The 19018-nt window shown below is 72.5% G+C and carries 17 protein-coding genes; 3 read left to right on the forward strand and 14 right to left on the reverse strand.

The window, feature by feature from the left end; translation table 11 throughout:
* Positions 1-28 precede the first annotated feature (28 nt).
* The 9 genes from ACGFZ2_RS23145 to ACGFZ2_RS23185 form a co-directional block, all read right to left on the reverse strand.
* On the reverse strand, positions 29-601 hold the full coding sequence (locus ACGFZ2_RS23145; protein ID WP_393270285.1) for an SRPBCC family protein: 573 nt from the start codon (positions 599-601) through the stop codon (positions 29-31).
* A gap of 151 nt (positions 602-752) precedes the next feature.
* Complete coding sequence (locus ACGFZ2_RS23150; RefSeq protein WP_393456701.1) at positions 753-2246, reverse strand: RNA-guided endonuclease InsQ/TnpB family protein; 1494 nt, start codon at positions 2244-2246, stop codon at positions 753-755.
* Between the two features lie 72 nt (positions 2247-2318).
* Positions 2319-2879, reverse strand: coding sequence for a copper resistance protein CopC (locus ACGFZ2_RS23155; RefSeq protein WP_393456704.1), 561 nt, complete (start codon positions 2877-2879; stop codon positions 2319-2321).
* 10 nt (positions 2880-2889) lie between these two features.
* The gene (locus tag ACGFZ2_RS23160; protein WP_393456707.1) at positions 2890-3483 is read right to left on the reverse strand and encodes a hypothetical protein; all 594 of its coding nucleotides are present in this window, start codon (positions 3481-3483) and stop codon (positions 2890-2892) included.
* Positions 3484-3830: 347 nt separating this feature from the next.
* Positions 3831-5333: a radical SAM protein gene (locus tag ACGFZ2_RS23165; protein WP_350710685.1), complete on the reverse strand. Its 1503-nt coding sequence runs from the start codon at positions 5331-5333 to the stop codon at positions 3831-3833.
* An 84-nt stretch (positions 5334-5417) separates the two neighbouring features.
* A complete protein-coding gene (locus ACGFZ2_RS23170) occupies positions 5418-6623 on the reverse strand; it encodes a macrolide family glycosyltransferase (RefSeq protein ID WP_393456710.1) in 1206 nt (401 codons plus the stop codon).
* A gap of 182 nt (positions 6624-6805) precedes the next feature.
* Positions 6806-7672 (reverse strand): class II fructose-bisphosphate aldolase, encoded by an 867-nt coding sequence (locus ACGFZ2_RS23175; RefSeq protein ID WP_393456713.1) that lies wholly within the window; start codon positions 7670-7672, stop codon positions 6806-6808.
* Entirely contained in the window at positions 7650-8597 is a 948-nt protein-coding gene (locus ACGFZ2_RS23180) for a 1-phosphofructokinase family hexose kinase (RefSeq protein WP_393456716.1), read from the reverse strand. Before ACGFZ2_RS23180 ends, ACGFZ2_RS23175 begins: the two co-directional genes overlap by 23 nt.
* A complete protein-coding gene (locus ACGFZ2_RS23185) occupies positions 8594-9493 on the reverse strand; it encodes an SIS domain-containing protein (protein ID WP_393456719.1) in 900 nt (299 codons plus the stop codon). The genes ACGFZ2_RS23180 and ACGFZ2_RS23185 overlap by 4 nt, the downstream gene beginning before the upstream one ends.
* A gap of 153 nt (positions 9494-9646) precedes the next feature.
* Between ACGFZ2_RS23185 and ACGFZ2_RS23190 the strand changes: the two genes are divergently transcribed.
* Positions 9647-10432 (forward strand): DeoR/GlpR family DNA-binding transcription regulator, encoded by a 786-nt coding sequence (locus ACGFZ2_RS23190; RefSeq protein WP_393456722.1) that lies wholly within the window; start codon positions 9647-9649, stop codon positions 10430-10432.
* Between the two features lie 35 nt (positions 10433-10467).
* On the opposite strand, the gene ACGFZ2_RS23195 is transcribed toward ACGFZ2_RS23190, so the two are convergent.
* Positions 10468-11460 (reverse strand): winged helix-turn-helix domain-containing protein, encoded by a 993-nt coding sequence (locus tag ACGFZ2_RS23195; protein ID WP_393456725.1) that lies wholly within the window; start codon positions 11458-11460, stop codon positions 10468-10470.
* A gap of 65 nt (positions 11461-11525) precedes the next feature.
* On the opposite strand from ACGFZ2_RS23195, the gene ACGFZ2_RS23200 reads away from it, so the two are divergent.
* Together ACGFZ2_RS23200 and ACGFZ2_RS23205 are read left to right on the forward strand one after the other, a co-directional pair.
* A complete protein-coding gene (locus ACGFZ2_RS23200) occupies positions 11526-12743 on the forward strand; it encodes an MFS transporter (RefSeq protein ID WP_393456727.1) in 1218 nt (405 codons plus the stop codon).
* A 125-nt stretch (positions 12744-12868) separates the two neighbouring features.
* Positions 12869-14539 carry a glycoside hydrolase domain-containing protein gene (locus tag ACGFZ2_RS23205; RefSeq protein ID WP_393263378.1) on the forward strand — a complete coding sequence of 557 codons (1671 nt, stop codon included), beginning with the start codon at positions 12869-12871 and terminating at the stop codon, positions 14537-14539.
* A 135-nt stretch (positions 14540-14674) separates the two neighbouring features.
* Here ACGFZ2_RS23205 and ACGFZ2_RS23210 read toward each other — a convergent pair whose 3' ends face one another.
* The 4 genes from ACGFZ2_RS23210 to ACGFZ2_RS23225 form a co-directional block, all read right to left on the reverse strand.
* Positions 14675-15568 carry a carbohydrate ABC transporter permease gene (locus ACGFZ2_RS23210; RefSeq protein ID WP_393263380.1) on the reverse strand — a complete coding sequence of 298 codons (894 nt, stop codon included), beginning with the start codon at positions 15566-15568 and terminating at the stop codon, positions 14675-14677.
* A complete protein-coding gene (locus ACGFZ2_RS23215) occupies positions 15565-16692 on the reverse strand; it encodes a carbohydrate ABC transporter permease (protein ID WP_393456729.1) in 1128 nt (375 codons plus the stop codon). Before ACGFZ2_RS23215 ends, ACGFZ2_RS23210 begins: the two co-directional genes overlap by 4 nt.
* A 67-nt stretch (positions 16693-16759) precedes the next feature.
* The gene (locus ACGFZ2_RS23220; RefSeq protein WP_393456732.1) at positions 16760-18010 is read right to left on the reverse strand and encodes an extracellular solute-binding protein; all 1251 of its coding nucleotides are present in this window, start codon (positions 18008-18010) and stop codon (positions 16760-16762) included.
* Positions 18011-18036: 26 nt separating this feature from the next.
* Entirely contained in the window at positions 18037-19017 is a 981-nt protein-coding gene (locus ACGFZ2_RS23225; RefSeq protein WP_393263385.1) for a LacI family DNA-binding transcriptional regulator, read from the reverse strand.
* Position 19018: the final 1 nt, after the last annotated feature.

The raw sequence follows: 19018 nt of genomic DNA on the forward strand, positions 1-19018 counted from the left end.
ACGGCCCGGGGTGGGACCGCGCCCGGGGTCAGCGTCGCTGGGCGATCACCGTCGTCCACGCCTGGCTGATCCGCTCGGCCGACTCGGACGCGGCCGCCATGTCCTCGGGACCCGCCGTGGCGATCCAGTCGACCGCGCGGCCCTCGGGCAGCGTGCCGGCGAGGTAGTCGTCCAGCGCGACCAGGCTCATCTCCCAGCCGGCGCCGATGCCCCACGCCCCCGGCGCCGCGTTGGGGATGATCTCGGCCGGCACCGGCGCGTGCTCCAGCTCCAGGACGGTGGCGTCCCCCGCCGGCGTGAGCCGCAGCTCGACCTCGCTGCTGCCGTCACTCGACTCCCAGGTCAGGCCGATCGTGTTCGGCCGCTCGCACCGCAGGATCTCGCCGCTGGCGTTGCCCTCCAGTTGGAAGCGCCCGCCGACCCGCAGGTCACCGGAGATCGGCAGGAACCAGCGCACCAGGCGCTCGGGATCGGTGATGGCGTCCCACAGCTCCTCCGGTGAGGCGTCGTAGCTGCGCCGGACCACCAGGGCGTTCATGCCGCTGGGGTGATCGCGCAACTCGCGCTCGGTGTCCCTGACGACGTCGGACGTCTTGTTCATGCCACATGGCCTTCCTGCTGGTGCGTGGTGCCAACGGAGCCGGTCCGGCCCGCACGTCGAGGACTTTAGCAGCCATGACTTACCTAACGTCCGATTTGTGCCCGCCGCGCGTCCGCACCACACGAGCGGGTGACTTGACATCCTCCCCCGCCTAAAAGCGGGGGATTCCCACCCTCACGAGTTGGGGTTCCTGGTTCACCGCAGACCGCACGAAAGGAGGTTCCCCCTCGTGTCTGACGTCCGCTCCGCAGGCGTTTTGTGTCTCGACCAGCCCGGCCGCGACAGCGATGTTCTTGGCGGCGTTGACGTCCCGGTCATGCCGGGTGCCGCAACCCGGACACGACCAATGCCGTGTGCCGAGGGAAAGCTGGGCGAGCAGGTGCCCGCACGCCGAACACGTCTTCGACGACGGAAACCAGCGATCCACCACGGCGAGGGTACGGCCGTCGCGGTGCGCCTTGTAGGCGAGCAGGGTACGGAACTCGGCCCAGCCGGTACGCGAGATCGCTTTGGCCAGGCAGCGGTTGCGGACCATGTTCGCCACCGCCAGATCCTCCACCGCGATGGCCGCGAACCGGCGCACCAGGGCGGTGGACTGCTGGTGGAGGAAGTCCCGGCGCGCGTCACGTACCCGCGAATGCGCCCGCGCGACTTTCCGCTTGGCCTTTGCGCGGTTGGCCGAGCCCCTCTGCCGGCGGGCCAGCATCCGCTGGTAGCGCTTCAACCGACGCTCCCGACGCTCCATGTGCCTCGGGTGGGGGATGCGCTCGCCGGTGGACAACACCGCGAAGTCGGTCAGACCGAGGTCCACGCCCACCACCTCGCCGGGGGGTTCGGGTGCGGCGGGTGCCTCAATGTCGACGGCGAAGGTCACGAACCAACGGCCGTCCGCCTCACGCGACACCGTCACCATCGTCGGACCCAACCCCGCCACGTCCAGGTCCGGCCAGGACCACACGAACCGCAGCACACCCGGCGTCTTCCCCAACGACAGGTTCCCGCCACGCAATCGGAACGCCGACCTGGTGAAACTGGCGGACTGGCGGCCGTGCCGCGACTTGTACCGCGGATACCGGGCCCGCTTGGCGAAAAACGCCATCATGGCGGTGTGCTGGTGCCGCAGGGTCTGCTGCAACGGCACCGACGACACCTCACCCAGAAACGCCAGATCGGGCTGCTTCTTCATCTCCGTCAACGCCCGATCCGTCTCCGCGTAGGAAGTGGATCTCCGCTCGGTGTGCCAACGAGCATGACGGGCAGCGAGAGTGCGATTCCAGACCACGCGCACACACCCGAACGTGCGGTTCAACACCGCCGCCTGCTCCGGCGTCGGGTAAGCCCGACACCTGTACGCCGTCCGGCACAGGGACCAGTCATACCAGAAGGGACAGTCATGGCTGACACTGCGTCCGCCATTCCTCCCCGCCCTGAAGGACGGGGCATCCTGGCGGTGATCCGGTGAAGGCGGCGCGACGGGGCGGTGATCGACGATGCGCTGCCCCCGAACGGCGAGCGACCGCCAGGGCCGGCCCGGGCGGCGGCCCGGGCGGCGGGGGCCTCGGGAAGGACGACGCCACGCGAACCGGACGCGCGGTGGGCGGGCGCGGCCGGGCGGGCCCTGGAAGTGGTCCGAGACGGGTGCCACCGGGCGGGACCCGGAGAGTTGACCGGCGCGGGCAGGCCACCCGGGCGGGCGGGCCGCGACGGGGTCGCGGGATCAGGCGATGTCGCGGTCGACGCGGGAGCGGCGCCGGGCGAGCAGCACGAGCACGGCGAGGAGCGCGAGACCGTCGACGGCGAGCAGGGCGGCGCCGACCGGGTCGATCCCGTGGGCGTGGGCCGGCGCCGGGGGCTCCGGCTGCGGGGCAGCCGCCCCGCCCGCCGCGCCCACCGTGAACCGGGCGATGCCGGAGGCGTCCCGACCGTCGCCGGTGACCACGTGGTACGCGACGGCGATCTCACCGGACCCGGTGACCCGCACCGCCTGGGTCAGGCCGTCGCGGCCGACGGCCGTCAGCGCCCCCTGGTTGAGCAGGGACCGGTCCGCGTCGTAGACGGAGATGTGGGATCCGGCGAGGTCCGGCCGGCCGTCGACCCGGATCCGTACCGCGGTCGGCGCGCCCGACAGGACGGCGCCGTCGGCCGGCTCGACCGAGACCACCTCGACCTTCGACGCGGCGGTGGACGGCGAGTCGATCCGGCCGGCGAGGGCGAGGACGGCCACCAGCGCCGCCACGGTGAGGGCGGCGCCGGCGTAGATCCGTCTCGTGCTCGACATGACGGCGGGGTCAGTCGGTGGCGGCCACGGGCTGGCGCCACGTCGGCGCACCGGCCCGGTGCACGCAGGAGCACGTCGCGGCGGCCCGCTCCGCGGCGTTCGGACGCAGGTGCAGGTACATGGCGATCAGCATCGGGAGGAAGACCACCGAGTTGTAGAACAGATGCAGCTCCACCCGAGGCACGATCAGCTGGAGCAGGCTGGTCGGCTCGGCCGCGCCCGGCAGCCGGAAGGTGCTGTGGGCCTGCACGAGCAGCAGCGCGTGCTCGATGTGGTGCCAGAACTGCAGGGCCAGGGCCACCATCCACCAGGCCCGGGAGCGGCCGGTGAACCCGGACCGCAGCATGAACAGGCCGATCAGCATCACGATGGCGTAGCCGTAGTGCATCCACTCGGAACTGACCAGCCAGGGGAACGGCATCCCCAGCACGCCGCGCGCCTCCGGCCGCGGCCAACCGAGCACCCAGATCTGGTACGCCTGCACCAGGTGCTCCGCCCAGTGCGCGACGACCACCGCCATGTACAGGGTGAGCGCCGTGCGGTGGAACCTGCCGTTGAGTGACGCCATCAGGCCGGGTGACGCGTTGCTCGTAGCGGTTGCCATGGATCCTCCAGACTCCACACCGGAAGGTGTCCCCTCAACGCTAGAGGCGTGACGACCGCAGCGTGACTCTGAGCTTGCGCTGAGTACGCCGGCAGAGGTGAGGGCGTCGTGGAATCGGGCCGGGACCCGGCGGGGCGGACCGTGAGCGCAGCCGCGCGGTCACCGCGGCGAGCCGGCGTTCCTGCTCCGACGCCAGGTAGAAGTGGCTACCGGGAAAGGTCTCCAGCGTGAAGCCACCGGTGGTCAGCTCGGCCCAGGCGTTCACCGTCGCGGTGGCGCAGGTCGGGTCGTCGGTGCCCAGGTAGCCGGTGATCGGAAGGCTCAGGAGGAGTGGACGGTACGGGCGGTCAGCTGACCGTCGCCGCCCACGCCTTCTTGGCGTTCTTCCAGGTCGGAGAGTTGACCTCGTCCCAGGCGCGGTGGCGCAGCTCCTCCAGGACCTCCGCCGGCACCAGGGTGCCCGTCATGTTGGCCCGGTAGATGTTCATCGTGTCCGGGTCGAAGTCGGGGCTGATGTGGCCGCCCGCGATCGCCATGTCGAACAACGGCGCGCCGGGCAGCGGTACGACGAGGAAGAAGTTCGCGGCGTCCAGCCCGTAGGAGACGTGCTCCTTGGCGAGCTGGATGGTCGTCTCGATCTCCTCCAGCGTCTCGTCCGGGTAGCCCATCATGTAGTTGCCGTAGATCTGGAAGCCGTACTCCTTCATGGCGACGATCAGCCCGGGCAGGTCGGCCTTCTCGATGTTGAGCTTGTTGCTCGCGTACTTGCGGATGATCCGCAGGTTGCCCGACTCGAAGGGCATGTTGATCTGCGTGAAGCCCGCGTCGGCCATCGCCTCCAGGACCTCGTGGTCGGGCTTCCAGCGCTTGAGCAGGTGGATGAGGTTGATGCCGTTGAGGTCGCAGATCGTCACGCCCGCGCCCTGGATCTTCTTGAGCAGCCGGAGACCGCGCCGCTTGTCGCCCAGGAGCGAGTCGTCCTCGATGAACACGTTGTCGACGCCCAGGTTCTTCAGCGTCTCGATCTCCGCCAGCACCCGGTCGTCCGACTTGACGCGGAACTTGCCGATCGGGCCGCTGGGACTCCCCTCCTGCTCACCGGCGATGTGACAGTACGCGCAGTGGAACGGGCAGCCGAGCGAGGTCATCATGGTCGCGTACCGCAGCTCGGCGCCGGGCTCGAAGAGGCCGGAGTGCGGCCGGGCGATGGTCCAGTACCGCTCGTTGGGCAGCAGGTCCCAGGCCGGCATGGGCAGGGTGTCCAGGTCCCACACGACGTCCTGCGCCCGCGCGGGGTTCATCCGGATCCGCCCGTCGTCGAGGAAGGCGACGCCGTGGATGTCGGCGAAGCTCGGGTGCGCCGACCGTCGTACGGCCTCGACGATGTCGATGATCGTGTGCTCGGCCTCGGACAGGCAGACCACGTCGAAGCCCGCCCCGAAGAACTGCGGCAGCCGCGACCGCGCGTTGACCCCGCCGGTGACGAGGAGCTTCTCCGGGTAGGCCGCCCGGATGAGCCGCGCGCAGTGCAGGACCATCGTCTCCTGGTCGGTGAAGATCGAGGTGATGCCGACGATGTCGTGGTCCTTCACCACCTCGAGGATCCGCTCGTCGCTGACGCCGGTGCGGAGGAACCCGCTGGGCAGCGGCGTGGGGTTGGCGAAGATCTCGTCGAGCGGGTCGGCGCCCTCGCCGACGCAGGCGTCGAAGACGCGGACGTGCACGCCGTGCTCCCGCAGGGCTCCGCCCAGGTTCGGGTACGCGAGCGATCCGTTCGGCTTGCACACCGTGCCGGGGGCGGTCTGGTTCGGCGGGTACAGCAGCAGCACGCTGACGTCACGAAGACCCATGGCGAAATACTACCTAGTTTTGAAGTGGAAACAAGGACCACGACGACGGAGACTGAAATCGGCATCGATATGTCAAGTGGATGGTCAGGGCGCGACCCGCTCCAGGTACGCCTCGACCTCGTCCGCCGCCCGGGCCGGCCCACCGGCCGAGAGGATGTCGCGCTGCATCTCGCGGACGCGCTCCCGGACCGCGGAGTCGGCCGCGAGCCGTTCCACGGCCTCGCGGATGCTGGCCGGCTCGAGTTGGTCCGGCCGCAGCACGGAGCCCAGGCCCAACTCGATGACGCGCTCCGCGGACGGGGCGGCCTCGGTCGCGAAGTGCGGCACGAGCACCAGGGGGACGCCCGCGGCGAAGGCCTCCAGCACGGCTCCGGTGGTGCCGTGCGTCAGGCACGCCGTCGCGTGCGCGAGCACGGAGTGGAACGGGATCCACTGGTGCGCCTCCACGTTGGGCGGCAGGGGTCCCAGCACCGCCGGGTCGAGGAAGCCGCCGATCGCCATGACCACGTGCCAGGGGGTGTCGGCGAAGGCCTGCGCGCAGGCGCGGAAGAACTCCGGGTGCTCGTTGAACTGGTTGCCGAGCGAAACGAGCAGCACCGGCGCGTCCGGCCGCGGCGGCTGCCAGCCGGGCTGGCCGTCACGGCCGGTGAGGGTGGGCCCGACGAACGCGAACCGCTCGTCGAAGGTCTCGGCGAAGGGCTGGAACGACTTCGGCAGGAAGACGATGGTGAGGCCCTCGATCTCGTCCCAGTACTCCTTGACCGGGGTGTCGACGCCGTACTGCCCGAGCAGGTCGACCAGCACCGAGTGCACGGCCTCCACGTCGGCCGGGTGGCGTTGGCCGTTGCTCTTCCACAGCTCTTTGAACAGCGAGTAGTGCTCGTTCGCGGCGAAGCCGCCGGTGAGGCGTACGGCCGGCCGGTTCCACCGGGTGGCCAGGAGCCGCCCCGCGATGAACGGGAACACGTCGTAGACGACGAGGTCGGGCGGGTTGTCCCCCAGCGCCTCCTCGGCGGCCCGCAGGATGGCCACGTTCTCCCGGACGTAAACCAGGTGCAGTTGCGTCTCGGCGTCCTCCTGCTTGACGACCTCGGGCACGTGGAAGGTGTCGAACTCGGACTTGTACAGCGCGACCTCGGCGCCGGCGGCCTTGACCTCGTCGGCGAACAACGGGGTCGTCACGTACGTGACGCGGTGCCCCCGCCGGGCCAACTCGCTGACGAGGCCGAGCGACGGGTAGACGTGACCGTGACCCTGGACGTTGGCGAAGAGGATGTGACGCTGGCGCATGGGCTCACTCCCGGCTGGTCGTCTCGGCGTTGGCAACGCGGCGCGTGCGCGCGGAGCGGTGGCTCCACTGTGGCCTGGCCGCGCCCGCCGACAAGGGCGACGACGACACGACGAGGGGCCAAGGCTTTAAACATATATAGCACAATGGATCGAGGAGCCGCTATGTCGGAAGATCCGGTGGTTCAGCCGAGGGCGGGCGCCCCGGACGGCTCCGAAAGCACGGCGAGCAGCTCCGCGACGGCGGCGGTCATGGCCTCCCGGCCGGCGCTCAGGTAGCGCCGGGGGTCGACCGAGCCGTCCGTGGCGAGCGCGGCCCGGACCGCGCCGGTGAACGCCACGTTGAGGGCCGTCCCGACGTTGACCTTGACGATGCCGTTGCCGACCCCGGCCCGCAGCTCCCCGAAGGGCACGCCGGACGACCCGTGCAGGACCAGCGGCACCGGGACGGCCTCGCGCAGCGCCACGATCAGCTCCTGGTCCAGCGTCGCCGTCCGGGTGGTCATCGTGTGCGAGCTGCCGACGGCGACGGCGAGCGCGTCGACGCCCGTCTCCGCCACGTAGCGGGCCGCTTCCTCCGGGTCGGTGCGGACTCCGGCGAGGTGGGCGCTGGCCGGCGCTCCCGGCTTGCCGCCGACGTGGCCCAGCTCCGCCTCCAGCCACAGGCCCTGCTCGCGGGCCCAGGTCGCCGCGGCGCGGGTGGCCGCGACGTTGTGGTCGTACGGCAGCGCGCCGGCGTCGAACATCACCGAGCTGAATCCGGCGTCCGCCGCCTGGCGCAGCAGCGTGACGTCCTCCACGTGGTCGAGGTGCAGGCCGAGCGAAACCGGGCAGAGGCGCGCGACCTCGGCCGCCGCGGCGGCGATCGGCAGCACGCCGGCGTGGTAGCGCACCGCGTTCTGGCTGATCTGGAGGATCGCCGGGCGGTCGGCGGCGGCGGCGCCGGCGGCGATCGCCTGGGCGTGTTCGAGCGTGATGACGTTGAAGGCCAGCACGCCGGTGCCGGCGGCGCGGGCGGCGGCGACCAGTTCAGCGGTGGCGGCGAGCGGCATCGGTGACCTCCTCGACGGTGACGTGGGTGAGCAGCCGGTCCGCCGTGGGGGCGTCGAAGTCCCCGGCGTACGGCGAGACGACGGCCGCGGCCGAGATCGCGGCGGCCCGGGCGAGGGTCCGCGGCCACGGCTGCCCGGTGGCGAGTCCCTGGGCGAGGACGGCGGCCAGGGCGTCGCCCGCGCCGGTGGGGTTGCCGAGCACGGTCTCCGGCGCGCGCACCTCGTACGCGGTCCCGCCGGCGACGGCGACGAAGCCCCGGGCGCCGCGGGAGACCACCGAGGCCCCGGCTCCCAGGTCGCCCAGCCGGTACGCGGCGGAGACCGCCTCCGCCCGGGTGCGGGGCGCGGCCCCGACGATGTCGGCGATCTCGTCCGCGTTGGGCTTGACCACGTCGGGGCGTGCGGTGAGCGCGTGGTGCAGCGTGGCCCCCGCCGCGTCGACCAGCACGACCGCCCCCGCCGAGTGGGCCGCGACGGTGAGGTCGCGGTACGCGGTGACCGGCACGCCGGGCGGGCAACTGCCCGAGAGCACCACGACCGCCGCGGACGCGACGGCGTCGTCGAAGCGTTCGGTGAAGGAGCCCCACTCGGCCGCCGTGACGACGGGGCCCGGTTCGTTCAGGACGGTCGCCGCTTTCGGGGACACCACGGTGACCGTGCGCCGGGACTCGCCGCCGACGGTGGTGAGGTCGGCCGGGATGCCGGCGTCGCGCAGCTCCTCCCGGATGGTCTCGCCGGTCGTGCCGCCGGCCAGGCCCAGCAGTCGGGTCGGGGCGCCGAGCAGGGACAGCACGCGCGCCACGTTCACCCCCTTGCCCCCGGCCCGGCACCGCGTCGTGGTGACCCGGTGCGAGGTGCCGGGAACGAGCTCGGGCACCGTGTAGGTGACGTCGATCGCCGGGTTGGGACACACCGCGAGGATCACGGTCGGCTCGCGGTCGCCGGCAGCACGACGGACCGGGTGAGGTGGCGCGGCCGGTCCGGGTCGAGGCCCTTGCGGTTGGCGACCGCGACGGCGAGCCGCTGCGCGGCGACCAGCTGCGCCATCGGATCCGCCGGGGACTGGACCACCATGGCGCCGGTGGCGGCGACGTCCTCCCGCAGGCCGTCCGGCGTCGGCCCGAGGATCCACACCGCCGACTGGGCGTCGGCGACGCTGATGGGGCCGTGCCGGTACTCCATCGCGGGGTACGACTCCGCCCACGCCTGCGCGGCCTCGCGCAGCTTCAGGGCCGCCTCGTGCGCCAGCCCGACCGACCAGCCGGTGCCGAGGAAGGTGAACTGCCGGCGGTCGAGCAGCGCCGGGTCGACGGGGGCGGCCAGGACCGCGCGGGCGTCGTCGACCGCGGTGCCCAGTCCGGCGCCGACGGCGCAGCGCCACAGCGCGAGCGCCGTCGTGGCGAACCGGGTCTGCACGACCGACCGCTCGTCGGCGAAGTCCAGCACCACGGACCGGTCGGCGAGCCGCGTGGCCGCCTCGTCGGGGACGGCGGTGACGACGGTGGACCGCTGGCCGGCGGGGAGGTCGGCGAGCAGGCGGAGCACCTCGGTGGTGGTCCCGGACCGGGTCAGGGCGACGACCCGGTCGTAGCGGCGGTGGTGCGGGAACTGCGAAGCCGCGAAGGCGTCGGTCTCGCCGCCGGCGGACTCCCGCAGCGCGGCGAAGCACTGCGCCATGAACAGCGACGTGCCGCATCCGACGACGGCGACCCGCTCACCGGGTGCGGGCAGCGCCGCGGTCACGGCCGACGACCGGGCCAGGCTCTCGGCTCGCGACCACGACTCCGGCTGCGACGTGATCTCCTCGGTGATGTACGCCATCGACTGCCACCTCATGCAATGAAAGTGCCGCAATTTTGCAACTTGTTGCAGGACGCTACGACGACGGGCGGCACCGGTCAAGGTGGGCCGGGCACGGCGGGCGAGCCGATAGGGTTACCCGCCGGATGCGTCCAGGGACCGGAGTGCGCGACGATGAACCGCTACGAACGGTGGAACAGGCTGCTCGAGATGCTGGCCGAGCAGGGCCAGCTGGACATCGAGACGACCGCCGCAGCGCTGCGGGTCAGCGGCGCGACGGTGCGCCGCGACTTCGACGAGCTCGCCGCCCAGCAGCTGGTCACGCGGACCAGGGGTGGCGCCGCCGCGAGCAACGTCACCTACGACCTGCCGCTGCGCTACAAGGCGGGCCGGCACGCGCCGGAGAAGCAGCGCATCGGCGAGGCCGCCGCCGCGCTGATCGCCCCGCACTCCACCGTCGGCATCAACGGCGGCACCACCGCGACCGAGGTCGCCCGTGCCCTGGCGCTGCGCGCCGACCTGGCCGCCGACGGCCGCACACCGGCGCTGACGGTGGTCACCAACGCGCTCAACATCGCCAACGAGCTCATCGTCCGCCCGCACATCCGGGTGGTCCTCACGGGAGGGACGGCCCGGCCCCACTCGTACGAGCTGGTCGGTCCCATCGCCGCGACGATGCTCGACGGGGTGGCGTTGGACGTCGCGGTGATCGGGGTGGACGCGATCGACCACCGGCACGGGGCGAGCGCGCACCACGACGGCGAGGCGGCCGTCAACCACACCATGCTGGCCACCGCGGCCCGCGCGATCGTGGTGGCGGACGGCTCGAAGCTGGGCCGTCGCGCGTTCGCGCGCATCTGCACCCTCGGCGAGATCGACACGCTGGTCACCGACACCGGCGCGGACGACGAGCAGGCGGCGCTCCTGACCCAGGCCGGGGTGACCGTGGTGCGGGCCTGACCGGCCGCGTCAACGGGGGGTGCGCCGAACCCTGTTCACCCCCGCCCGGCGAGCGCCTCACCCAGCGGGGTGCGCCGGTAGAGCACCGTGCGGCCGGTGCGGGCACGGGCGACCAGCCCGGCGTCGCGCAGCACCGCCAGATGGCCGCCCACCCCGCCCAGGCTGGCCCCGAGCTGGGCGGCGAGCTGGCTGGTGGTGGCGGGCGCGGCCAACGCCCGCAGCACCGCCGCCCGCCCCTGTCCGACCAGCCGGTCCAGCGCGTCCTCCGGCCGGGCCGGGTCGGGCGGCCCCAGCAGTTCCGCCACCCCCGAGGCTCGGTAGACGACGGCGAACGGCCACGGCGGGTCGACGTAGGTGATCATGGTGCCGAAGACCGTGGGGACGAAGAGCAGGCCCCGGCCGTCGAGTCGGCGGACGCCCGGGTCGCCGTCGGCGACCTCGATCGCCCCGACGGCCCCGCCGTGCGCCCACCGCAACCGGGGGTCCAGGTCGGCGACGGCGGCCCCCCAGCCGTACGCGAGGAGCCGGCCGGCCCGGTGCAGCAGGTCCCGTTCGAGGACCGCGCGAAGGCGGGGCCAGTCCGGCTCGACCAGGGTCGCCCAGGCGGCCTCGATCGCGTCCGCGAGCAGGTCCACCACGTGGGGCGAGTCGTAGATCCGGCGCGCGTACGCCGGTGGGGTGCCGCGTGGACCGGCGAGGTTGCGGGCCAGTTCGTCGCGGGCCTGCGCGAGCGGGGTCGCCCGTACCACGGCCAGTTCGTCGGCGAAGTCCCGCCCGGTGCCGTCCGGTGGTGGCTGGATGAAGTCCGCGTTGTAGCCGCCGCGGCGCAGCAACGCCAGCAGCGCGCCCACCGCCGGCAACTCCCGCCGCAGCCGCTGGTACCCCGGTCGCGCCCGGGCCACCCACGGCGCCAGCACGGAGGCGGGGTTCTGTCCGGCGCAGAGCCGCAGCGCGGCCACCGCCTCGCCCAGCGGGGAGATGGCGTAGCGGCTCGCCGCCACGTCGGCCGGGGTCACCTCGATCCGCACACCGCACCTTTCGTCCTACAGCGAAAGGATAGGCCGGCCACCGGAACGGCCCGCACGATGCCCGGGTGACCACCACCTCCACCAGAGCCGGCGCCGGGCGACCCGCCGCCTACCGGGACGCCTTCGCCGTCGCCGAGTTCCGGGCGCTCCTCGGCAGCTTCGGCGTGTTCATGATCGGCGAGACGGTGAAGATGCTCGCCCTGTCCGTGCTCGTCTACGAGCGCACCGGCTCGGGGCTGCTCGCCGCCCTGGCGTACGTGACCGGGTTCCTGCCCCACGCGCTGGGTGGGCTGTTCATGCTCGCGCTCGCCGACCGGTGGCCTCCGCGCGCGGTGATCGTCGGGTACGACCTGCTCCGGCTCGCCCTGGTGGTGGTCCTCGCCCTCGGCGCGCTCTCCCCGGCAGGCATGCTGGTCCTGGCCGCGGCCGTCGGCCTGCTGGCCCCGGTCGGCAGCGCCGCGCGCTCGGCGCTGCTGCCGGAGGTGCTGCCGGGCGACACGTACGTGCTCGGGCGGTCCCTGCTCACCGTCGCGGCGGGCGGCACCCAGGTGGCCGGGTTCGCCCTCGGCGGGCTCCTGCTCGGCTGGATCGGCCCGTACGGCGCGTTGTGGGTGGCCGCCGCGACGTGTGCCGTCTCGGCCCTGCTCGTCCGCGCCGGGCTCGCGGCGCGACCGCCCCGGGCGGGGCGGGACGGTTCCGGGGCGGTCCGGGAGACCTGGCGGGTCAACCGGGCGCTGCTCGCCGACCGGCGGATCCGCGGGCTGCTGCTGGCCCAGTGGCTGCCCGGCTCGCTGCTGGTCGGGGCGGAGGGCGTCGCCGTGCCGTACGCCGCCGGTCTCGGGCCGGACGCCAGCGCGGGCGTGCTGTTGATGGCCGCCGCGTCCGGGATGCTCGTCGGGAACCTGCTGGTCGGGCGGTTCGTCGCCCCCGCCCGCCGGGAGGCGTGGACACCCTGGCTCGCGCTGCTGCTCGGCGTACCCATGCTGGTCTTCGCGGCCCGGCCGGGCCTGTGGCCGGCGGCGGCCCTCTTCGCGGTGGCCACCGCGGGCTTCGCCTACCAGCTCGGTCTGGCCCAGCGGTTCCTCGACGCCGTTCCGGAGGCCCGTCGCGGTCAGGCCTTCGGGCTGCTCGGCGCCGGCCTGATGGCGGCCCAGGGCCTGGCCGCCGCGGCCGGCGGCGCCCTGAGCGACGTCCTCCTTCCGGGCGCGGTGATGGCGCTGGCCGGTGGCGCGTCGCTCGCGGCGACGCTGGCGCTGTGGCGGGTCCTCTCCCCGCTACGATGACGGTCGAGCATCGAGACAGGTCTCTGGCTATACCCGCCCGCGACTGGTAGAAATTTTGCAAGGCCGTTCACCTGCCGGCAAAATTCTTCCCCCACAGTGAGGCTTCGATGACGATAAGAAGGATCATGGCGAGCCTCACGGTCGCCATCGTCGGTTCGGTGGGGGCGGTGACCCCGACCTGGGCGGCCCCCACCGAGGACCGGACCGTCAGCTACCGCGGCTACCAGGTGGCGGTGCCCGCCGGCTGGCAGGTCGTCGACCTGGCCGAGGACCCCCACGCCTGCGTCCGGTTCGACCGGCCCACCGTCTACCTGGGCCACCCCGGCGACGAGCCCTGGTGCCCCTCCGGCCTGGTCGGGCGCACGGCGGGACTCGTCATCGAACCGATCGACGCCGTCACCGCCGACCGCCTCACGGCGGACACCGCCGTCACGACGAGCGGCCGGGCGACCGTGGACGCCCCACCGTCGCGCGACGGCACCATCCAGGTCGCGGTACGCGACGCCGGCGTCCTCGTCACGGCCGCCCACACGCCGGACACCGAGGCGACGGTCCGCCGCATCCTGGCCTCCGCCAGCCTCGGTCGGGGCGCCACGCCGGCGCCCCTGGACCCCGCGCGCACGGCCGCCGGGCCGACCCCGGTGGCACCCCTGGCGGCGGCCGGTCCGCAGCCGGGCACCTACACCGGCAAGGGCTTCGACACGTGCACCGCCCCGGCCCAGTCGACCATGGACGCGTGGCGCAACAGCTCGCCGTACCGTGCGGTCGGCATCTACATCAGCGGCGCCAGCCGGTCCTGCACCCAGGCCAACCTGACGGCGACCTGGGTGACCAACCAGACCAACAAGGGCTGGCACCTGATCCCCATCGAGCTGGACTACCAGGCCCCGTGCGGCACCCGCACGCCGAAGATGTCGTACGACCCGGCCACCGCCCGGTCGCAGGGCGCCACCCGGGCGGCCAGCGCGGTGAACGCGGCCGGCGCGCTGGGCATCCCCGCCGGAAGCGTGATCTACAACGACATCGAGCACTACCCGACGAGCGAGTCGTGCAAGGCGGCGGTGCTCTCGTACCTGTCCGGCTGGACCGAACGGCTCCACGCGCTCGGCTACCTCTCGGGCATGTACTCCAGCGGCTCCTCCGGTGTCCGAGACCTCTGCGCCGCCTACGACGACCCCCGGTACACCCGCGTCGACCACCTCTTCTTCGGCTGGTGGAACGGCGTGGCGGACACCGACGCGGGCAGCTACTGCCCGGACGGGCACTACGCCAACCGTCAGCGGATCCACCAGTACACCGGAGACAGCTACGAGACCTGGGGCGGGGTGCGGATCTACATCGACCGCGACTACCTCGACGTCTCGGCCGGGACCACGCCGCCGCAGGAGTTCAGTGTCACGGTCGACAACGCCACCGCGGGTCGGTTCACGGCGAGCGCGAACTGGGGGACCTCGACCTACTCCAGCCAGCGGATGGGTCCCGACTACCGGTTCGCCGACCCGCTCTCCGCCAGCGACGTGGCCTGGTACAAGGCGAACCTGCCCGAGACCGGCGCGTACGAGGTCTCGGTCTGGTACCCCGCCTCCTCCGGCTACAACGACTCGACCCCGTACATCGTGGCCACCACCGGCGGCAACCAGTCGGTGCGGGTCAACCAGCGCCTCAACGGCGGCCGGTGGGTGTCGCTCGGCGTGTTCACGCTGGCCGCCGGCGACGGCGACAAGGTCGGCGTGAGCCGGTGGACCAGCGGCACGGGCTACGTCGTCGCCGACGCGGTCCGCATCACCCGCGCCTGAGGCAGGTCGCGGCGACCCGTCGGTCCGCCGACCCGTGTCGGTGGACCGGCGGGGCGCCCAGGGGGCGGGCCGTCGGTCCGTGGGCGAGGTCGCCTGCGCCGACCTCGCCCACGGACGCGCGTGGCCACGCCCGCGTCAGACCTTGTCGGCCCCCTCGTTGGCGTCGCGCACGAAGTAGCGCTGGAAGACGACGAAGATGATCGCCACCGGGATGGTGGCCAGCAGCGCCGCGCCCAGCTTGAGCGGGTACTGGGTGCCCTTGCCGAGCGAGCCGCTGACCAGGTCGGCCAGGCCTCGCGGCAGGGTGAACAGGCCGGGATCCTGCACCGCGACCAGGCTGTGCGGGAACTCGTTCCAGGAGCCCTGGAAGGACAGGATCGTCACCGTGATCAGTGCCGGCTTCGCCATCGGCAGCACCACGGACCAGAAGGTCCGGAAGATGCTCGCGCCGTCGATGCGGGCCGCCTCCTCCACGCTGACGGGGACGGACTCGAAGAACTGCTTCATGATGAACACGCCGGCCGCGTCGGCGAGCAACGGCACGATCAGCCCGGCGTAGCTGTTGTACATGCCCAGTTGGTTGAGCACCAGGAACTTCGGGATCAGCAGGACGACGGGGGGCACCGCCATCACGGCGATGATCGCGACGAAGAGGCCGCGACGGCCGCGGAAGCGCAGCCGGGCCAGCGCGTAGCCGGCGAGCGAGGCGAAGAAGACCCGGCCGAGGGTGACCAGCACGGTGACGAGCAGCGAGTTGCCGAGCCAGAGCGGAAAGTTGGTGCCGGCGAAGATCCGCTCGAAGCCGGCCAGCGTCAGCGGGTCCGGGATCGGCGAGAGCGGGTTGGCCGCCGCGTCGGGCTCGGTCTTGAGCGAGTTGCCGATCTGGATCACGAACGGGTAGAGGAAGACCAGTCCGAAGAAGACCAGAACGGCGTACCCCAGGAAGCGGGTGGCCAGGGTGCGGGCGGCGGGGCCGCCGCGGCGGGCGGGCGCCGCCGCGACCGGCGGCCGGTCGGTCAGCGCGGTCATCTGCCGCCCCCTTCCGGTACGCGGCGACGCCGCCAGCCGCGCCGACGGCCCTCGACGTCCCGGTCGGCCATCACCCGGCGCTGGACCAGGGTGAGCACGATGATGATCAGGAACAGTACGAACGAGATCGCGGCACCGGAGCCGTATTCGAAGTCCCGGAACGCGGTCCGGTACGACAGGTAGGCCGGGGTGAGCGTGGTCTTCGCCGGCTCGCCCTGGCTCATCACGTACACCTGGTCGAAGACCTGCCAGGAGCCGATCAGGCCGAGGGTGAGCACCAGGAACGTGGTGGGCTTGATCAGCGGCAGGGTGACGTGCCGGAACCGCTGCCAGCGGGTCGCGCCGTCGAGGGTGCTCGCCTCGTCGAGCGCCACCGGGACGCCCTGCAGCGCGGCGAGGAACATCAGCATGAAGGTCCCGGAGGTCGTCCAGACCACCAGCGCGATGATCGACATCATCGCGACGCTCGGCCCGGAGAGCCACTCCCACCAGCTCAACCCGAGGGGGCCGCCGCCGGTCAGGGCGGCGGGCGCGGCGTCCACGCCGACCGCGCCGAGGAGCAGGTGCAGCACCCCGCGCGAGTCGGCGAACCACTGCGGCCCGTTGACGCCGAAGACGCCCAGCAGGTTGTTGACCGCGCCGGAGTTGGCGAACAGGAACAGGAAGACCACGCTGATCGCGACCGAACTGGTCACCGACGGGAAGTAGAACGCGGTCCGGAAGAACGCCTTCCCCTTCAGCATCCGGTTGTTGACCACGAGCGCGAGCCCGAGGGCGAGCAGCGTCTGCGCCGGCACGACGATCGCCACGTAGTAGATGTTGTTCCGCATGCTGGTCATCAGGTCCCGGCGGGCGAGCCCGTCCTCGGCGAACAGCCGGGTGTAGTTCTCCGTGCCGACGAACGGGACGTCGGCGGTGAACGGGCTGCCCTGGCCGTTCCAGTCGGTCAGGCTCACCCAGAACGCCATCAGGATCGGCAGCAGCATGAACAGCCCGAGGATGACGATGACCGGCGCCACGAAGAGCCAGCCGGCGAGATTCTCCCCGCTCCGGACGCCGCGGCCCGGACGACGGGGCGGGCCCGCGGTCGCAGCGGCGGGCGCCGCCAGTGCTTCGGTTGCCATCTCCCCTCCTTCGACTCGTGGGTGACCGCGGGGGCGCCGCCGACCGGCGGCGCTCCCGCGGTGCACCTCAGTTGCCGCCGAGCGCCGCCTTGGCGTTCTTGTCGAAGTTGGCCAGCACGGCCTTCGGGTCCCCGGCGGCCAGGCCCTGGAGGCCGGCCTCGAGGTCGCTGAGGACGCTGTCCATCTTGGGGGCGTTCACCGGGCCCTGGGCGTACGCGGCGCCGTCGATGAAGGGCTTGTCCGCCGGGAAGGTGCTGGTGTACTGGTCGCGCACGGACTGGCGGGACGGCATGACGCCGAACGCCTTGGCGAAGGACATCTGCTGCTCGCCGGAGGTCATCGCCTCGACGAACCTGATCGCCTGCTCCTTGTGCTTGCTCTTGGCGGCGACGCCCCAGCACTGGGTGAAGGAGAGCGTTCCCTTGCCCTTCGGGCCGGCCGGCAGCTCGACGACCTTGTACTTCACGTTCGGGAAGTCGTTCTGCAGGGCGCCCTTGATCCAGTTGCCCTCGATGGTCATGACGGCCTTGCCCTTGCCGAACGCCTCGCCTGACCAGCCGGCGTCGAGCTGCTTCGGGTAGCGGGCGAGGCCGTCGGTGAGCATCTTCTTGACGTTCTGGAGGGCGGCCACGTTCTCCGGGGTGTCGGCGGTGGCCTGCTTGCCGTCCTTGCTCATCAGCCAGCCGCCGCTCTGCACCATGAACGCGCCGATGCGGTCCCGCGTGTCGCCGAGGGCGAGCGGGATGAGGCCCTTGGCCTTGATCTTCTGGGCGGTGGCGGTGAGCTGGTCCCAGGTGGTGGGCACGTCCGCGTCGGTGAGGCCGGCCCTGGCCCACAGGTCGGTGTTGATCTGGAGGGCGAGGGTGGAGAAGTCCTTCGGCGCGCAGTAGAGCTTGCCGTCGTAGGTGAAGGTGGTGCGCAGGCTTTCGTGGAAGTCGTCCGGGTTGCTGATCTTGTCGCCGTACGGCTCCAGCGCCCCGACGCTGGCGTAGTCGGCGAACCGGGCCGCGTCGACGTAGAAGACGTCCGGCGGGGTGCCGCCGGCGAGGGCCTGGCCGAGTTGCTGGGTGAGGTCCTGGGCCGGGGTGACCGTGGCCTGGTTGCCCGACGACGACGCCCACTTCGCCGCGGCCTCCTGGACGGCCTTGGTCTCGGCATCGCCCGAGGACCCGATCAGGATCTGCAGGTTGGCCGGGCCGCTGGACTGTGGGGTGTCGCCGGAGGAGTCGTCGAAGCCGCTGCCACAGGCGGCGGAGGCGAGCAGGGTGACGGCGGCGATGCCGGCCACAGCCGTCCGGGTGAGGGATCGAGGTGCCATCTGGTTCTCCTGGTGGGGGACGGGGGTCAGGCGGTGTGTCGCAGGACCAGTGAGGGCTGGAGCAACACGTGGTCGGGGGCCCGGTGGGGCCCGTCGAGGACGGCGGTGAGCAGGTCCACGCAGCGGGCCGCGGCCTCGCCGAGGGGTTGGCTGACGCTGCTCAGCCCGATCGCGGCGGCGACCGGGGTGTCGTCGAAGCCGATCACCGGCACGGCCGGATCGGCGGCCCGGACTGCCTGAAGGGCACCCAGGGCGAGGGAGTCGCTGGCACAGACCAGGGCGGTCGGGGGCGCGGCGCCGCCGAGCAGCTCCCGGGCGACCTGCCCGCCCTCGGCGATGCCGTCCACGGTCTCCCGGTCCAGCCCGCTCGGGTCGACCCCCGCGGCGGCCAGGGTCGCGTGCCAACCGGCGCGGCGGTCGTCGCCCACGCCGGAACCGGTCGGCCAGCCGACGAAGGCGATCCGCCGGTGACCGGCCGCCAGCAGGTAGGCGGTGGCCTGTGCGGTGCCGGCGGCGCCGTCGACGTCGACCCAGGGGTGCGCGTCGGGAGCGTCCCAGGGCCGGCCGAAGGTCACGAAGGGCACGCCACGTCGGGCGAGCCAGGCCGTCCGCGGGTCGCCGTGGTCGGTGCCGGTCAGCACGAAGGCGTCGAGGTCGTACGCGCCGAGCAGGTCGTCGTAGGCGACGATCTCGCGGTCGACGTCGGTGGCGGTGTAGAGCATGATCCGGTAGCCAGCGGTCTCGGCGGTCTCGGTGAGGCCGTGCAGGAACCGGTCGAGCACGGAGCCGTTGATCCCGTCCCGGGTGGGTTCGATGCGGACCGCGATCAGCCGGGACCGGCCGGTGCGCATCTGCCGGGCGGCCTGGTTGGCCCGGTAGCCCAGGGCGGCGATCGCCTCCTGCACGCGCAGGCGGGTTTCCTCGCGCACGATGTGCGGGGCGTTGAGCACGTTGGACACGGTCTGCCGGCTGACCCGGGCGCGCCGGGCCACGGTCGCGATGGTCACT

Source organism: Micromonospora sp. NPDC048063 (assembly GCF_043202855.1).
Lineage (GTDB): Bacteria > Actinomycetota > Actinomycetes > Mycobacteriales > Micromonosporaceae > Micromonospora.

Coding starts and splice junctions, on each gene's coding strand:
- ACGFZ2_RS23155 (WP_393456704.1), bottom strand. CDS start 2,879: ATGTCGAGCACGAGACGGATCTACGCCGGCGCCGCCCTCACCGTGGCG.
- ACGFZ2_RS23175 (WP_393456713.1), bottom strand. CDS start 7,672: ATGCCGCTCGCCGCCACCGCTGAACTGGTCGCCGCCGCCCGCGCCGCC.
- ACGFZ2_RS23190 (WP_393456722.1), top strand. CDS start 9,647: ATGAACCGCTACGAACGGTGGAACAGGCTGCTCGAGATGCTGGCCGAG.
- ACGFZ2_RS23170 (WP_393456710.1), bottom strand. CDS start 6,623: ATGCGCCAGCGTCACATCCTCTTCGCCAACGTCCAGGGTCACGGTCAC.
- ACGFZ2_RS23185 (WP_393456719.1), bottom strand. CDS start 9,493: ATGGCGTACATCACCGAGGAGATCACGTCGCAGCCGGAGTCGTGGTCG.
- ACGFZ2_RS23160 (WP_393456707.1), bottom strand. CDS start 3,483: ATGGCAACCGCTACGAGCAACGCGTCACCCGGCCTGATGGCGTCACTC.
- ACGFZ2_RS23210 (WP_393263380.1), bottom strand. CDS start 15,568: ATGACCGCGCTGACCGACCGGCCGCCGGTCGCGGCGGCGCCCGCCCGC.
- ACGFZ2_RS23165 (WP_350710685.1), bottom strand. CDS start 5,333: ATGGGTCTTCGTGACGTCAGCGTGCTGCTGCTGTACCCGCCGAACCAG.
- ACGFZ2_RS23220 (WP_393456732.1), bottom strand. CDS start 18,010: ATGGCACCTCGATCCCTCACCCGGACGGCTGTGGCCGGCATCGCCGCC.
- ACGFZ2_RS23205 (WP_393263378.1), top strand. CDS start 12,869: ATGGCGAGCCTCACGGTCGCCATCGTCGGTTCGGTGGGGGCGGTGACC.
- ACGFZ2_RS23215 (WP_393456729.1), bottom strand. CDS start 16,692: ATGGCAACCGAAGCACTGGCGGCGCCCGCCGCTGCGACCGCGGGCCCG.
- ACGFZ2_RS23145 (WP_393270285.1), bottom strand. CDS start 601: ATGAACAAGACGTCCGACGTCGTCAGGGACACCGAGCGCGAGTTGCGC.